Genomic DNA, 15,870 nt, shown 5'->3' with positions numbered 1-15,870 from the left:
AAGATCCTCTCAGGCACTGCGGCGCAATAATCCTTGTTTTTTCAACCACACAAGTAAAATTGAAATTGCCGCAGGTGTTACCCCTGAAATACGTGAAGCCTGACCAATTGAACTCGGTTTATGATCATTGAGTTTAGCGACAACTTCATTGGAAAGACCACTGATTTGGCGGTAGTCGAGATCGACCGGTAATGATGTGTTTTCATTACGTAGCTGCTTTTCGATTTCTTCCTGCTGACGGGCAATATATCCCTCGTATTTGACCTGAATTTCAACTTGATCAGCGGCTTGTGACTCTTTAAGGCTTGGAGAAAACAGGGGCAATGAGGTCAAAAGTTCATAATTCATTTCAGGACGACGTAGTAGATCTTCACCATTAGCCTCTTTCGATAATGGCATTTTCAATATATTGTTAATGTCATCAAGATTATTTGAATTAGGGTGAATCCAAATATTACGTAAACGCTGACGTTCTTGTTCAACCATTTCCACTTTACGGCAATAATGTTCCCAACGTGAATCATCTACCAATCCTAATTCACGGCCTTTTTCTGTTAAACGCAGGTCTGCATTATCTTCACGTAGCATCAAGCGATATTCGGCTCGAGAAGTAAACATGCGGTATGGTTCTTTAGTCCCTAGAGTACATAAATCGTCAACTAAAACGCCAATATAAGCTTGATCACGGCGAGGGAACCAATTTTCTTCTTCTGAAGCGTAGCGAGCTGCATTAAGGCCTGCCAAGAGTCCTTGAGCAGCCGCTTCTTCATAACCCGTCGTGCCGTTGATTTGTCCAGCGAAGAATAAACCGTGGATAAATTTACTTTCTAATGTTTGTTTTAGATCTCGTGGATCGAAGAAATCGTATTCTATTGCATAACCAGGACGAATAATTCGAGCATTTTCCATTCCTTTCATGGAGTGAACAATTTGCATCTGTACGTCAAATGGTAAGCTGGTAGAAATACCATTTGGATAGATTTCATTACTAGTCAATCCTTCAGGTTCAAGGAAGATCTGGTGAGCATCACGATCCGCAAAACGCATGACCTTATCTTCGATTGAAGGGCAGTAGCGAGGACCGATCCCTTCAATGATCCCCGTATACATTGGGCTACGATCCAAATTATTGCGGATCACATCGTGGGTTTTTTCATTCGTATGGGTGATGTAACACGGTATTTGTTGTGGATGTTGTTTCACATTTCCAAGGAAAGAGAATACTGGCGTTGGATTATCACCTAGCTGTTGTGTTAACTGACTAAAATCGATAGTTCTGGCATCAATACGTGGTGGTGTTCCTGTTTTTAATCTGTTTACACGTAAAGGCAACTCACGTAAGCGCTGTGCCAACGAAATGGCTGGGGGATCACCAGCTCTTCCACCACTATAATTTTCCAAACCAATGTGGATCTTACCGTCAAGAAATGTTCCTACAGTCAAAACAACAGCTTTAGCTCTGAACTTAAGGCCCATGCGTGTTACTGCGCCAGTAACGGTGTCATTTTCAACAATGAGATCTTCTACAGGTTGTTGGAAGATCATTAGATTAGGTTGGTTTTCCAATGCCATGCGTACAGCTTGACGATAGAGAACCCTATCTGCTTGGGCACGTGTTGCACGAACTGCGGGCCCTTTGCTGGCATTTAAAGTTCTAAATTGGATACCAGCTTGATCAGTCGCTTTAGCCATTAAGCCACCAAGCGCATCAATTTCTTTAACCAGATGCCCTTTACCGATTCCACCAATGGCTGGGTTACATGACATTTGGCCCAAAGTGTCAATATTGTGGGTCAGCAATAGGGTTTGACGACCCATACGAGCGGCTGCCATAGCCGCTTCGGTACCGGCGTGACCACCACCGATAATGATGACGTCAAATTGTTCTGGATAAAACATGGTGATGAACCTTCAGTTATAAAAATGCTCAGTGTTGCATTAATGGAGGAGAATTCTACTCAAGTTTCGGTGATAGACCAAGTGGGTGAGATCACCGGTAATTAAAAGAAGATCTTTTTTATTTAAAGATCTATTTATTAGATCTTTTATTAGGATCATGATCTTTTGTGGATAAGTTATTTTTCCTTAGAAAGATCATAAAGCTGTAAAGGATCATTTGTTGTGAATGATCCGTGATCCCACAAGGTATAAACTGGGATCTAAATCGGTAGTTATTCACAAGGTGATCATTGTCATAGAGTTATACTATGGATAACTACGGGTTAACCCCGGCTTTTTAGATAAGTTATCCACAATCGTTTGCTGTTTTTTTGTTCTTATTAGAGTGCGTTTGCCCAATTTTTAACCCACTCTCCTGCTGGATCTTCGGGGATCTCATGTTGTTGAATATCAATTTCCAGACGATCACCGAGACGTTTAGCACCATTTTCTATCAATAGTTGGTCAAATGATTTTATTGCACCGCAAAAAGTGTCGTATTCGGAACTACCAAGGCCAACAGCGCCAAACGTTACCTTGCTGAGATCAGGTTTTTGGTCAGAAATTTCTGCGGCTAATGGTTGTATATTTTCTGGCAATTCTCCTGCGCCATGTGTGGATGTGACGATTAGCCAGATTCCTTCCTGAGGAAGCTCATTTAAGGAGGGGCCATGTAGAATTTCAGTGGAGAAACCAACATCTTCTAGAATTTCAGCCATATGTTCAGCTACGTATTCAGCATTGCCCATCGTGCTGCCGCTGATTAAGGTAATCGTGGCCATAGTGATCCCAACAGATTTCAAGAGCCGCTATTGTACGCTGTGAATCTGTTGGGATCTACCTGTGGATAATGTGGTTATAACAAATTTTATTTTATGGCTTGATTGTTCGCATGATCGGGTTTTGTAAGGAGATTAGGGTTTCTGTTGATTGAATTTCATCGATAGTCTGTATTTTGTTGATAAGTACATCTTGAAGGGATTCAATTGAACGGCACATAACTTTAATAAAGATACTGTAGTGGCCTGTTGTGTAGTAAACCTCAACCACTTCATCCAGGTTGTCTAGTTTTTTCAGAGCTGATGGGTAATCTTTAGCACTCTTAAGAATAATGCCAATAAAGCAACACACATCATAACCAAGTTGTTTCGTGCTGATATCGACTCTGGTACCGGTAATGATTCCTGCTTGCTTCATTTTTTCCACGCGAACGTGAATTGTTCCCGGACTGACAGAAAATTTCTTTGCTAGTTCAGCATAAGGTGTACGTGCGTTGTCCATTAAAGCGTGAAGTATGTCACGGTCTAGATTGTCGATCTGATAAATTTCTGCCATTTTCAGCCCCTTTTTTTAAGGAATTTTCATTTTTTTAATCTTAAAAATGCATTTTATGAATCATAAAGTCTATTTTTATTAAAGTATATTGAATTTATACCTCATTTTATTGCTTAATGTTTCCAACAGGACATCAGGGCCACCTAAAAAATTAGAGAATAACATTATGAAAAAGTCGTTTATTGAAAAGCAGCAACAAATCAGTTTCGTGAAATCCTTCTTTTCCCGTCTGCTGGAAAGCAAACTGGGTCTGATTGAAGTACAGGGGCCAATCCTAAGTTGTTTGGGAGATGGTATTCAGGACAACTTGTCCGGCCATGAAAAAGCTGTTCAGGTGAAAGTAAAAACTTTACCGGATTCAACTTTCGAAGTAGTGCATTCGTTGGCTAAATGGAAACGTAAGACACTGGGTCGTTTTGGCTTTCAGCCTGAACAAGGGCTTTACACTCACATGAAAGCATTGCGTCCAGATGAGGATCGCTTAACACCAATTCACTCTGTTTATGTTGATCAATGGGATTGGGAAAAAGTGATGGGAGATGGGCAACGCTCACTTGCTTATCTTAAACAGACAGTAGGTAAAATTTACGAAGCAATAAAAGAAACAGAAAAAGCTGTCAGCAAAGAGTTTGGTCTGGCACCGTTCCTGCCAGATCAAATTCACTTTGTTCATAGCGAAACGCTTCTGAGCCGTTATCCGGATCTGGATGCAAAAGGCCGTGAACGTGCTATTGCTAAAGAATTGGGTGCTGTTTTCCTCATTGGTATTGGTGCGAAATTATCTGATGGTCAATCTCATGATGTGCGTGCGCCTGATTATGATGACTGGACGACACCAAACAGCGATGGTTTTGTTGGTCTAAATGGCGACATCATTGTTTGGAACCCTGTTTTGGAGGATGCGTTTGAGATCTCTTCTATGGGTATCCGTGTTGATGCAGAAGCGTTGGAACGTCAGTTAGCACTGACGAGTGATGAAGAGCGTTTACAATATGATTGGCATCAGGCGTTACTCAAAGGCGACATGCCGCAGTCAATTGGTGGCGGTATTGGTCAATCCCGTTTAGTGATGTTACTGCTGCAAATGAAGCACATTGGTCAAGTTCAGTGCAGTATCTGGTCACCTGAAGTACGCGAAACTGTAGAAGATATGCTTTGATTCAAGTTAGTGACGCCATTTTCGCAGTAAACGACTCTTAAGTCCGGTATCAAAGTGCCAGATATGATCGAATATCCGCATAATATCGGGCTTACCATATTGGGACATGGAGACCGCATGGAAGCGGTATTGCTGATGCAGTTGCAGATTTTTTATCTGATGGATTAGTGAGTTCGGCAGACGCTGGGCAATGAAATCTGAGATAACAACAGCATCAGCATTTTTCCAACATTTTTCTTTCATTTTTTCTATTGTGCTTGTCAGACAAAAAGCGAGATCTGTCCCTCCTTTGAAAGTTTGGCTGAGAAAACGAATAGCTTGCTCCAGACCATCTGGTGAAGATAGTTCATAGTGCACAATTCCTGTCGTAAATAGCATGATATGACAGTTGCGATTATCAGCTAGAGCAATGCGTAACAGTGCCAGACAAAAGGCTTTGGCGCATTTTTCATTGAATTTCCCCATAGAACCGGAAGTATCCACACAAATAATAAATGGTCCTCGTGGTTTTTCTTCCTGGCTATAATGAGTGACTGGCCGTAATGTTGTTTTTTCTCGCCAGTTATCACCTTGTAAGCGATAGGTCAGGAGTTTTTTTTCCACTAATTTGCGATAAAACTCGTATTCCAGATCTTCAATTCCTAATATCGCTAATTCTATTGGCAATAGGCGCAGAATATCATCACTTTGTCCGATACCATTTACCTGTTCAGGAACGGTATCGGGTGTTCGTTCGATTGTCGTAACTGGTTCGAAAGAATGGTTTTCTTGTGGTTTTGATTTTGCAGATTGGCTGCGTCCAAGTAATTGAGCTAATTTTTTCAGTTCCGGCTGTTGGTGAAGAAATTCACTATAGCGGATCAATAACTGCTTATCATTTTGGGAATGATTTAACTGACTTTTGCTCATATCCCATAATCGCCCTGCTGCCCTATCATTTTCACTAAAAACAGGATCAAGATTACCGCTTAGTGTCAGCCTTTGTTGCAGTTCTGCCAGTAATTGCTCTTTTTCTTGCTCTAGCAATTGCTTATGGAAGGTTGTAGTTTGCAGGATCAAACTGATCCTCCATCGTTGAATAAATAGAATTTGTAGTGTATTTGAATCAGCAATGGTGTTGGTTGAGAGTTTCTGTGCTTCTTCACTAAAAGGGGATTCAATTCGGTTCAGCGTTTCTAAAATATCGGGGAGTTTAAGGTAAAAATGATTTGTATTGGCAGAGAGTAATTGTTGATATAATTGAAATTCTTCGGCCAGAGTTGCAGGAATGAGCGCTTCTTTAATCCTTTGTTGTAAATCGTGTTTCCAGCCAGGGATATCTTTTAATAGCGCACGTTTCAAGCGAGGATGTTTTTCAAAAAAGATAGCTAACTGAGGTGAAGCTAAAAGCGTTAATATGATCTCTTCTATCATCTCTCCTTCGTTTATTGACAGTAAAAGATCAAGGGTTGTCAGACTAATCATTTATTTAGCTGCCTATTTTTAATTTCAACTGCTTAATTTTATCTGATAACTGAATAAAGCTTTGCTCTATCGTAGCAAGCCAATGACTTTCAATAAATAGACATGGCTGATGCTGATTAAACAGTTGGTGTTGGTGATGGATTTCTTGATTAACTTTTTCCAATCTTTCCAGCCACTCGCTGTTTTCTTCATTTTGCTGATGAACTGGTAAATATAGCGTGGATGAACGGCGGCTGATATCAAAAATCTCTGGCTGATGCGCTGAATTAACTTTGGCTGCTATATTTTGTGGAAAACCAATGCCGTTCAGACGGGCTGATAATTCTCTGCCTTTGTTTATCCAGATATTCAACGCTTTTTTTTCCAATTCAATGAAATTAACTTTAATATCATGGAGATGAAGAGGTGTATGCAGGAATAGAATCAATTTTTCTTCATTGATATGAGCGGGTAGCGAATATTGTATTTTACGCCCAAACAGACTGGTTTGTTTTTCCAGTTTTAACGCCTGCTGATCATTTTTATCCTGACGGGCTTGAGTCCATTGGTGATAAAGCAAATCAATTTGTTGAGATAATATTCTTTGCCGATATGCCTGTTCGGTCATGAGAATATTCAAGTATTGGGGTAATAATTTAAAAGAGTGAAGATCATACCACAGGCAATCTTTCAGTAATATTAAATCAAGAGGTGATATTTCTTTTCTGCCATTGAAGAAAGCACTGGCTTGTAATAAATGAATGGCTTTTTTCCAGCGCCTGTCTGAAACGTAAGGTGAATGTTCTGTTGCATCAAGTTGCTGGCGTAGATGATAGATAATATCAAAACAACTCTCTGGTAGAACTATTTTATCAATCTCTTTTTGCCATTGATGGAATTCTTCACTTGTTATTTGAATGTCTGCCGGAACAGGGTTATCATTTTCATTTTTGTGGCTAGTGAGTAACGCTCGGAAATTCTTCTTTTCTTGAATTTTATCCAACCAGATACGAATTAGCATTCTGTCATAAAGTGCCTCCAGACTGTTATCTGCTTCGGGCAGCTCATTGGATGCTGTTATAAGTAATCGCATTGGAATTTTCTCTTCTGTATCCCCATTTCTGAATTTTCTTTCATTAATTGCAGTCAGTAGGGTATTAAGAATTGCCGGACCGGCTTTCCATATTTCGTCAAGGAAGACAATTTCAGTTTCAGGTAAATATCCGTTGGTTAGGCGTTGGTAACGTCCTTCTTCTTTTAGTGCTTGAATAGAAAGAGGGCCGAAAATTTCTTCAGGGGTTGAAAAGCGAGTCATCAGATATTCAAATGCTCTGGCATCACGAAACGCAAATTTCAATCGGCGGGCTATCAAACTTTTTGCAATACCTGGAGGGCCGAGTAGAAAAACACTTTCTCCACACAATGCAGCTAGCAAACATAAACGAATAGTCTGTTGTCTTTCATACAGACCACTTTCCAGATAGTGACTTAAGCAAACTATTTTTTCTGCTAATAGCATAATTTGTACCAATATTATCTGTTGGATTAGATAGAACCTAATTCGCCTTCTCCAGAGATTTTAATCATTATTTGTTGATGTAGACAATATTTACCTTAAAAATCGATTCAGCGTCAAATATTCAATAAGTTAACGTTTTTTTTCGTTTCTTTTATTAACGAAACGTTTCGATAGTGATCACATTTTTGCATCACTAATGTTGCATTTTAAATATTACTTTCTATATTACTCAATAGCGAAACGTTTCGCTAATGGAATAAAAAAATGAAAAAAGGTGTATTACTTAATTCTGAAATTTCAGCCGTAATTTCTCAGCTAGGGCATACTGACCAGATTACAATTGGTGATGCTGGATTACCAATTCCTCCTTTAGCCCAGCGGATTGATTTAGCGCTAACCCAGGGAATTCCCAGTTTTATATCCGTTCTTAATGTCGTTACACAAGAAATGCAGATTGAAGCGGCATTTTTAGCTGAGGAGATTATTGACTATAATCCTTTGATACATCAATTAATATTAACTCAAATTAAAGAGCTTGAGAAACAGCAAGGGAATTCAATTACTGTAGACTATATTAATCATAATATGTTGAAAGAAAAAACAAAACATAGCCGAGCGGTGATTCGCACAGGAGAGCATTCTCCTTATGCCAATATTATCCTTTGTGCTGGTGTGACTTTCTGAGGTGATGATGCAGCCTGTACTGGAACTAAAAGGAATTAGTAAATCTTTTCCTGGTGTCAAAGCATTATCTGGCGCGGCACTACGTGTTTACCCGGGTAAAGTGATGGCTCTGGTAGGGGAAAATGGTGCAGGTAAATCCACGATGATAAAAGTGTTGACTGGAATATATACCAGAGATACAGGCACGGTTCATTACCTAGGAAAAGAAGTGATTTTTTCTGGCACTAGATCCTCTCAGGAAGCGGGGATCGGGATTATCCATCAGGAATTAAATCTTATTCCCCAACTGACCATTGCTGAAAATATTTTCCTGGGACGCGAATTTGTTAATAAATTCGGTGCGATTGACTGGGAAAAAATGCATCAGGAAGCCGATCGCCTGTTAAAAAAATTGAATCTAAGTTACAGCAGTCACCGTTTAGTCGCTGAACTTTCTATCGGTGATCAACAAATGGTTGAAATTGCTAAAGTGCTGAGTTTTAAATCCAAAGTGATCATTATGGATGAGCCAACTGATGCGCTGACCGATACAGAAACTGAATCATTATTTCGCGTAATACATGAACTAAAATCTCAGGGATGCGGTATTGTTTATATTTCCCATCGTTTGAGAGAAATTTTTGAAATTTGCGATGATGTGACGGTATTCCGTGATGGGCAATTTATTGGTGAAAAGTCGGTAAAAGAGCTAAAAGAAGAGACTCTGATTGAAATGATGGTTGGGCGAAAACTGGAAGATCAGTATCCTCGCCTGAATTTACCTCGGGGTAAGAAACGACTTGAGGTTAAGCAGATTTCTGGTTCCGGTGTGACAAATGCCAGTTTTTCTCTTTATAGCGGGGAAATTTTGGGTATATCAGGGCTAATGGGGGCTGGCCGCACTGAATTGATGAAAATTATTTATGGTGCGTTGCCAAAAGCTCAGGGGCAAATCACATTGGATGGAACCCCCATTGTAATTCGTAACCCTCAGGACGGGTTAGCGTGTGGGATTGTTTATATTTCAGAAGATCGTAAACGTGATGGCTTAGTTTTAGGAATGTCAATCAAAGATAATATGTCTCTTACTGCCTTACGTTATTTCAGTAACCGGTTAGGTGGTCTTAATCATAAAGAAGAACAGAATGCAGTGAGTGACTTTATTAAATTGTTTAGTATCAAGACACCTTCAATGGGACAGGCTATTGGTTTACTTTCTGGTGGTAATCAGCAAAAAGTAGCTATTGCCCGTGGATTAATGACCAGACCAAAAGTTCTTATTTTGGATGAACCTACGCGTGGTGTAGATGTTGGCGCAAAAAAAGAAATTTATCAGTTAATTAATCAATTCAAGAAAGAGGGATTAAGCATTATTCTCGTTTCTTCTGAAATGCCAGAAGTGATAGGAATGAGTGATCGTATTTTGGTTATGTGTGAAGGCCAGATCAGCGGAGAATTTTTTGCTGAACAGGCAACTCAAGAAGTTTTGATGGCAGCGGCTGTAGGCAAACAATATGGAGCGATTCAGGAGTAATTCAGTATGAATTCTAATATATCACCGACATTTAAACGTTGGTTTACTAAAGAGTGGTTACTGAAACAAAAGTCACTGATTGCGTTGCTAGTGCTGATAGCAGTAGTTTCTTCTCTTAGCCAAAATTTTTTCACTTTAAATAACTTGTTTAATATTCTGCAACAAACATCAGTCAATGCCATTATGGCTGTTGGGATGACATTGGTTATCCTGACATCGGGTATTGACCTGTCTGTTGGTTCATTGCTTGCGTTAACAGGTGCAATAGCAGCTTCATTGGTTGGTACGGAAATTAATGCTCTGGTGGCTATTGTGAGTGCTTTGGCTTTAGGTGCTGCAATTGGTGCTTGTACAGGAATAATAATTGCTAAAGGTAAAGTACAGGCCTTTATTGCCACTCTAGTCATGATGTTGTTACTTCGTGGAATAACCCGTGTCTATACTGATGGTAGCCCAATAAATACAGGATTCAGTGATAATGCGGATCTGTTTGGCTGGTTTGGTATTGGTCGTCCACTGGGAATTCCTACTCCAGTATGGCTGATGTTGATAGTTTTTGTTATCGCATGGTATATCCTGCATCACACCCGTTTAGGTCGTTATATTTATGCCTTGGGGGGGAATGAATCGGCTACCCGTTTATCTGGTATCAATATCGATAAAATTAAAATTATCGTTTACTCCTTATGTGGTTTACTGACGGCATTGGCAAGTATTATTGAAGTTGCTCGTCTTTCTTCTGCTCAACCTATGGCAGGGGGAGGTTATGAATTAGATGCTATTGCTGCCGTAGTACTGGGAGGAACTCGCCTGGCTGGTGGTAAGGGATTAATTATTGGTACTTTGATTGGTGCACTAATCCTCGGTTTTTTAAACAATGGCTTAAACTTATTAGGTATTTCTTCTAACTATCAGATGATTGTTAAAGCAATTGTAATATTGTTGGCAGTTCTGGTTGATAACAAAAGTGGTCAATAACCTCACCCTACAGGAAATAACACGATGAAAGTGAAGAAATTAGTAACAATTTTATCTGCTGTTGCGTTAAGTATGACTGTAAGTGTAAATGCATTGGCGAAAGACACTATCGCGTTAGTCATTTCTACACTGAATAATCCATTCTTTGTCACAATGAAAGATAGCGCTCAAAAAGAGGCGGATAAGTTGGGCTATAACCTAATTGTATTGGATTCTCAGGACAATCCAGCGAAAGAATTAGCTAATGTTCAGGATTTGACAGTACGTGGTACTAAACTCATGCTAATTAACCCGACTGACTCCGATGCTGTTAGTAATGCCATTATTATGGCTAACAATGCCAAAATTCCGGTCATTACTCTAGATAGAATAGCGAATAAAGGTACTGTTGTCAGTCATATTGCTTCTGATAACCGCTTGGGGGGTAAAATAGCGGGTGATTTTATCGCCGAAAAATTAGGGAATGAAGCTAAAATTATTCAGCTAGAAGGTATTGCCGGCACTTCTGCTGCCCGTGAACGTGGTGAAGGATTTAATAAGGTAGCACAGGAACATAAATTTAACGTGCTAGCTAGTCAGCCTGCTGATTTCGATCGTACCAAGGGATTGAACGTTATGCAGAACTTACTGACGGCTCATCCGGCTGTACAAGCTGTATTTGCTCAGAATGATGAGATGGCGTTAGGTGCTTTGCGCGCTTTACAGACAGCAGGTAAAAGCGATGTATTAGTTGTTGGTTTTGATGGTACTGGAGATGGTATCAAAGCTGTTCAACGTGGAAAACTAGGAGCGACAATCGCTCAGCGTCCTGATCAAATTGGTATCGTTGGTGTTCAGACTGCAAATAAAGTGCTGAGAGGCGAAAAAGTTGAAGCCGTCATTCCTGTGGAATTGGAGTTAGTTATTAAAAAATAAACCGGTATTTGTGCCGTTACTCATTGATGGTGGTGACGGTATAATTGAAAAGGAATAAATGTAATGAGTACAGCAAAACTTGCGGTGCTTGGTAGTATTAATGCTGACCATATTTTGAATCTTAAGTCATTTCCTCGTCCGGGGGAAACGGTGATCGGGGAACAATATCAAGTTGCTTTTGGGGGTAAAGGTGCTAATCAGGCGGTAGCAGCAGGCCGCAGCGGTGCTGACATTACATTTATTGCTTGTGTTGGTGAGGATGATATTGGTTTTCGTATCTGTCAGCAGTTAGCAAAGGATAATATTAAAACTTCTGGCATTGAAGTGGTTAAAGGAGAAACAACGGGTGTAGCGTTGATTTTCGTTAATCAGCAAGGTGAAAACGTTATTGGTATCAATGCAGGCGCTAATGCAGCGTTGACACAGGAATATTTCTATCGCTACCAAAATATTATTGAGGAAGCAGATGCATTATTGATGCAACTTGAGTCTCCATTGGAAACAGTGCAACTTGCTGCAACAATAGCTAAACAAAATAATACAAAAGTAATACTCAATCCGGCGCCGGCCCGAAAATTATCTGATCAATTGCTCTCATTGGTGGATATCATTACACCGAATGAAACTGAAGCGGAATATCTCACTGGAATTAAAGTAGAAAATGATTCAGATGCGGAAAATGCGGCTCAAATACTGCATGGTAAAGGTATTGAAACAGTAATTATCACATTGGGTAGCCGTGGGGTATGGTTGAGTGAAAGTGGTCAGAAAGGAAAAATTGTTCCGGGATTTAAAGTTAACGTTGTAGATACTGTTGCGGCAGGAGATACTTTCAACGGTGCGCTGGTGACAGCATTATTAGAAAGAAAATCCATGTCATCTGCCATACGATTTGCTCATTCTGCTGCTGCGATAGCGGTAACCCGTCAGGGAGCTCAGCCTTCCGTCCCGTGGCGAAATGAAATTGATGTATTTTTAACTGAACAGGATTAACTGTGGCTACAATGAAAGATGTTGCTCGTTTTGCAGGCGTTTCTACATCAACTGTATCTCATGTTATTAATAATAATCGTTATGTCAGTGATGGTGTAAAAAAGAAAGTTAATGATGCGATTGAGCAATTGAATTATGCGCCATCAGCGCTTGCACGAAGTCTTAAAATCAAGCAAACAAAAACCATTGGTATGTTGGTCACGACCAGTAATAATCCTTTTTATGCTGAAATTGTAAGAGGGGTTGAACGAAGCTGCTATGAGCGTGGTTACAGCCTTATCTTATGTAATACAGAAGGTGATGCCAAACGAATGGATTACAGCATGGAAACGTTGCTGCAAAAGCGAGTAGATGGGGTGCTGATTATGTGTACTGAAAATCAACACAACTCCTGTGATGTTTTGCGCCGTTATCCTCCTTTACCTATGGTTATGATGGATTGGTCTCCATTTGATATTGTCGGTGATGTTATTCAGGACAACTCCTTGTTGGGAGGAGAGATGGCCACTAATCACCTTATTAGCTGTGGTTTTAAAAAAATAGCTTGTATTGCAGGTCCACAAGATAAAACACCTGCTAATCATCGATTGAAGGGATATAGAAAGGCAATGGCAAATGCTGGCCTTATTATTCCTGACGGATATGAAATTTACAGTGATTTTGAATTTGCTGGTGGTTTTAAATCAATGCAGAAATTACTACAACATCCAGAACCGCCAGAAGCTGTTTTTGCAGGAAATGATGCAATGGCTGTTGGCGCTTATCAGGCTCTGTACCAAGCGGGACTTTCTGTGCCGGATGATATTTCCATCATAGGTTATGATGATATCGACCTTGCCCCTTATATGATCCCACCATTGACAACCATTCATCAGCCAAAAGATAAGTTAGGAAAGCTGGCTGTTGATACTTTGCTTTATCGGATGGATAACCCAGAAAGCAATCCTAAATTGTTAGTATTAACTCCGACACTGATTGAGCGTAGCTCAGTTTCTCGTTCTTAAATGTTCTTTCTCTTGATCATGTTATCGCCATCTTCCTTATGTAATAACAGGAAGGTGGAAGAAGAAAGTAAAGTGATTATTCCTACGGTAATAAAAGTACTGTGGAAGTTATCAACTGTTGTTCCATAAGGCATAGATTCATAGAAACGAAGAATAGCCGCACTTACTGCAACACCGAAGCTAATAGATAACTGCTGAGTTACAGCTAATAAACTATTTCCTGAACTGGCATTATTATCGGTTAGATCAGCGAGAGTAATGGTATTCATCGAAGTAAATTGAATGGATACAGCCATACCCAGTAAAAATAGTGGAATAGATAAAAGAACAGCGGGCATTCCAGGTGATTGCAGTGAAAATTGAGAAATCATTAATCCAATAATAATGGTTATGCTAACCAGCGTTTTACGATACCTAAAGCGAGTTAATACATGAGTAACGAAAGATTTGGCTATAACAGAACCAATAGCGGTTGGTGCCATCATCATTCCGGCAATGAGTGCTGAATAACCAAATCCAACTTGTAGCATCAAAGGCATCAGGAAGGGAATGCAACCAGTTCCCAAGCGTGTAACAATATTACCTATAATACCGATAGAGAATGTGCGAATACGGAATAATTTCAGGCTGATAAGGGGTTGGGGTTGTTTTCTAGCATGCATCAGATAACCAAATAATATCATAAAACCACCAACCATCATTGTCAGAGGTATATAGCCGGGTAACGAACTCTCTCCTAGTAAATCCAAACTGACAGAAACCATTATTAAACTCAGCCCAAAAAGTATGAAACCGAAAAAATCGAATGAACGTTTTGGCATTGTAAAATTAGGCATATGCTTTTTAGCGTAAATAATCCCCAATAAACCGATTGGAATGTTGATAATAAATATCCAGTGCCAGGTAGCATAAGTGACTAATAGCCCACCGAGCATGGGACCAAGAATTGGCCCTACTAACCCTGGCATGGTGACAAAATTCATAACAGGTAGAAGTTCGCTGCGTGGGTACGCACGTAATAAAGCAAGACGGGCAACTGGCATCATCATTGCGCCACCAATGCCTTGAATTACACGTGAAACAACGAGAAAAGCTAAATTACCTGACAAAGCACAGGCAAGGGAGCCTAAAGAAAATAAGGATACAGCAAACATAAATATCCGACGGGTACCGAAACGATCTGCTAACCAGCCACTGACTGGAATTAGCAAAGCGACAGTCAGAGTATAGCTGACAACAGCAGATTGCATTGCCAGAGGTGAATGTTTGAGGCTTTCAGCAATAGCGGGCAATGCTGTGTTGAGAATTGTTGCATCTAAAGCTTGCATAAAGAAAGCTATTGCAGCAATCCAGGGTAGCCCCGCCATATTACGAGCGGTTTTTACCATTAATAATCCTGCTTATTTTATCTAGCTAATGTTTGGTTAGATATTAATCTAATGCACTACTATATAAGATCATTCGCGTTCTGTTAATAACTTTTAGCAAGCGAGAAGTGCGCTGTGACTGTCACCTTGGATGATTGAATTGACAATTGTTTTATGAGTTTCCAGTTGTACAACTTTATCGGAAATAACAGCTTCGAAGTAGTTCTGGTATACCAAATAAAATAAGTTGGTAAAAGAGCATAGGAATGGATTTCCACAAGATTTATAAATGGTGTAGTGAAACTGGTAATCAATCTCTATCCATTTTTCCCGGTTAAAATTTTCTTTTAGTAGATACATTTCATCTATCTGTAAGAGCTGCTTCTTTTGTTTTTGTGTGGCATTTTTGTGCAGCAAGAAAGCAAGCTAATAAATCCTGATCGAGGAAATTCCAATGAATCGTTGGCATGATTCGAGTACCAATACGTGGGCGAGGTAATAGCATACCTTTGGATGCAAGTATTTTTATTGCTTCACGAACAGAAGTTCTGTTGACGTCAAATTGTTCAGCTAAAAGGTAAGAAAGGTTTTTCTGGGAAGCTTTTCTTTGTTCTTTAAATTGCATTTGTTCTTTAAATTGCATATAGATTTGGACCCTTTCCCGCATTTATCTACTCAATAGTACTTTAGTTTGGGAATAATTATTGTCGATGTCATCAAATTCGTATGAAAAAAACACAAAAGCACGGATTTTGTTGGAAAAATCCGCAAATAAAACTTTTTTTCAAATAAATGCTTGCCAGCGTCAAAGAACGCCCTATAATGCGCCACCACTGACCGACACAACGCTGATAAATATTGTGAGGTCGGGCAGAGAAAAAGCCAACAGGCCCTTGACTCTGCGGGCGAACAGCGTAATATACGCAGCCCGGCTGAACGAGAATATTATTTTTTATTTCAGCCTGCTCTTTAACAATTAATCAGACAATCTGTGTGGGCACTCACAAGACCGTATCACAAAA

General features: G+C 39.8%; 13 protein-coding genes and 1 pseudogene. 7 read left to right on the top strand and 7 right to left on the bottom strand.

Features of this window, described 5'->3' with window-relative positions:
- Positions 1-9 precede the first annotated feature (9 nt).
- The 3 genes from mnmG to asnC all read right to left on the bottom strand — a co-directional run bounded on the left by mnmG (position 10) and on the right by asnC (position 3,273).
- Positions 10-1,899, bottom strand: a complete 1,890-nt coding sequence (mnmG, locus tag SLS51_RS02095) for a tRNA uridine-5-carboxymethylaminomethyl(34) synthesis enzyme MnmG (RefSeq protein ID WP_323835059.1) — start codon at positions 1,897-1,899, stop codon at positions 10-12.
- A gap of 380 nt (positions 1,900-2,279) precedes the next feature.
- Positions 2,280-2,720 (bottom strand): FMN-binding protein MioC, encoded by a 441-nt coding sequence (mioC, locus tag SLS51_RS02090; RefSeq protein WP_323835057.1) that lies wholly within the window; start codon positions 2,718-2,720, stop codon positions 2,280-2,282.
- A 91-nt stretch (positions 2,721-2,811) separates the two neighbouring features.
- Positions 2,812-3,273 carry a transcriptional regulator AsnC gene (gene asnC / locus SLS51_RS02085; protein WP_323835055.1) on the bottom strand — a complete coding sequence of 154 codons (462 nt, stop codon included), beginning with the start codon at positions 3,271-3,273 and terminating at the stop codon, positions 2,812-2,814.
- 166 nt (positions 3,274-3,439) lie between these two features.
- On the opposite strand from asnC, the gene asnA reads away from it, so the two are divergent.
- Positions 3,440-4,432 carry an aspartate--ammonia ligase gene (asnA, locus tag SLS51_RS02080; RefSeq protein ID WP_112872187.1) on the top strand — a complete coding sequence of 331 codons (993 nt, stop codon included), beginning with the start codon at positions 3,440-3,442 and terminating at the stop codon, positions 4,430-4,432.
- Positions 4,433-4,438: 6 nt separating this feature from the next.
- Here asnA and viaA read toward each other — a convergent pair whose 3' ends face one another.
- Positions 4,439-5,896 (bottom strand): ATPase RavA stimulator ViaA, encoded by a 1,458-nt coding sequence (viaA, locus tag SLS51_RS02075; protein WP_323835053.1) that lies wholly within the window; start codon positions 5,894-5,896, stop codon positions 4,439-4,441.
- 4 nt (positions 5,897-5,900) lie between these two features.
- Complete coding sequence (gene ravA, locus SLS51_RS02070; RefSeq protein ID WP_439126835.1) at positions 5,901-7,406, bottom strand: ATPase RavA; 1,506 nt, start codon at positions 7,404-7,406, stop codon at positions 5,901-5,903.
- Between the two features lie 252 nt (positions 7,407-7,658).
- On the opposite strand from ravA, the gene rbsD reads away from it, so the two are divergent.
- The 6 genes from rbsD to rbsR all read left to right on the top strand — a co-directional run bounded on the left by rbsD (position 7,659) and on the right by rbsR (position 13,481).
- On the top strand, positions 7,659-8,078 hold the full coding sequence (rbsD, locus tag SLS51_RS02065; protein WP_323835049.1) for a D-ribose pyranase: 420 nt from the start codon (positions 7,659-7,661) through the stop codon (positions 8,076-8,078).
- 7 nt (positions 8,079-8,085) lie between these two features.
- Positions 8,086-9,591, top strand: coding sequence for a ribose ABC transporter ATP-binding protein RbsA (gene rbsA / locus SLS51_RS02060; protein WP_323835409.1), 1,506 nt, complete (start codon positions 8,086-8,088; stop codon positions 9,589-9,591).
- 6 nt (positions 9,592-9,597) lie between these two features.
- Positions 9,598-10,569, top strand: coding sequence for a ribose ABC transporter permease (gene rbsC / locus SLS51_RS02055; protein WP_323835047.1), 972 nt, complete (start codon positions 9,598-9,600; stop codon positions 10,567-10,569).
- A 24-nt stretch (positions 10,570-10,593) separates the two neighbouring features.
- Positions 10,594-11,484: a ribose ABC transporter substrate-binding protein RbsB gene (gene rbsB, locus SLS51_RS02050; RefSeq protein ID WP_323835045.1), complete on the top strand. Its 891-nt coding sequence runs from the start codon at positions 10,594-10,596 to the stop codon at positions 11,482-11,484.
- Between the two features lie 63 nt (positions 11,485-11,547).
- Positions 11,548-12,477: a ribokinase gene (gene rbsK, locus SLS51_RS02045; protein WP_323835043.1), complete on the top strand. Its 930-nt coding sequence runs from the start codon at positions 11,548-11,550 to the stop codon at positions 12,475-12,477.
- A gap of 2 nt (positions 12,478-12,479) precedes the next feature.
- On the top strand, positions 12,480-13,481 hold the full coding sequence (gene rbsR, locus SLS51_RS02040) for a ribose operon transcriptional repressor RbsR (protein WP_369293930.1): 1,002 nt from the start codon (positions 12,480-12,482) through the stop codon (positions 13,479-13,481).
- On the opposite strand, the gene mdtD is transcribed toward rbsR, so the two are convergent.
- Complete coding sequence (gene mdtD / locus SLS51_RS02035; protein WP_323835041.1) at positions 13,478-14,869, bottom strand: multidrug transporter subunit MdtD; 1,392 nt, start codon at positions 14,867-14,869, stop codon at positions 13,478-13,480. The two genes, rbsR and mdtD, sit on opposite strands and share 4 nt — an antisense overlap.
- A gap of 93 nt (positions 14,870-14,962) precedes the next feature.
- A pseudogene (locus SLS51_RS02030) lies at positions 14,963-15,473 on the bottom strand (FadR/GntR family transcriptional regulator).
- Positions 15,474-15,870: the final 397 nt, after the last annotated feature.

It is taken from the genome of Photorhabdus africana, assembly GCF_035181445.1.
In the GTDB taxonomy this organism is placed as follows: Bacteria; Pseudomonadota; Gammaproteobacteria; order Enterobacterales; family Enterobacteriaceae; genus Photorhabdus; species Photorhabdus laumondii.
The sequence above is the reverse complement of the archived record's forward strand: the minus strand, read 5'-3'. Positions and strand labels throughout refer to the sequence as shown.

Excerpts from the sequence above, each read along its gene's own strand:
- rbsC (WP_323835047.1), top strand. The coding sequence starts at position 9,598 with ATGAATTCTAATATATCACCGACATTTAAACGTTGGTTTACTAAAGAG.
- viaA (WP_323835053.1), bottom strand. The coding sequence starts at position 5,896 with ATGATTAGTCTGACAACCCTTGATCTTTTACTGTCAATAAACGAAGGA.
- mioC (WP_323835057.1), bottom strand. The coding sequence starts at position 2,720 with ATGGCCACGATTACCTTAATCAGCGGCAGCACGATGGGCAATGCTGAA.
- rbsA (WP_323835409.1), top strand. The coding sequence starts at position 8,086 with ATGCAGCCTGTACTGGAACTAAAAGGAATTAGTAAATCTTTTCCTGGT.
- rbsD (WP_323835049.1), top strand. The coding sequence starts at position 7,659 with ATGAAAAAAGGTGTATTACTTAATTCTGAAATTTCAGCCGTAATTTCT.
- asnA (WP_112872187.1), top strand. The coding sequence starts at position 3,440 with ATGAAAAAGTCGTTTATTGAAAAGCAGCAACAAATCAGTTTCGTGAAA.
- rbsK (WP_323835043.1), top strand. The coding sequence starts at position 11,548 with ATGAGTACAGCAAAACTTGCGGTGCTTGGTAGTATTAATGCTGACCAT.
- asnC (WP_323835055.1), bottom strand. The coding sequence starts at position 3,273 with ATGGCAGAAATTTATCAGATCGACAATCTAGACCGTGACATACTTCAC.
- mdtD (WP_323835041.1), bottom strand. The coding sequence starts at position 14,869 with ATGGTAAAAACCGCTCGTAATATGGCGGGGCTACCCTGGATTGCTGCA.
- rbsB (WP_323835045.1), top strand. The coding sequence starts at position 10,594 with ATGAAAGTGAAGAAATTAGTAACAATTTTATCTGCTGTTGCGTTAAGT.
- mnmG (WP_323835059.1), bottom strand. The coding sequence starts at position 1,899 with ATGTTTTATCCAGAACAATTTGACGTCATCATTATCGGTGGTGGTCAC.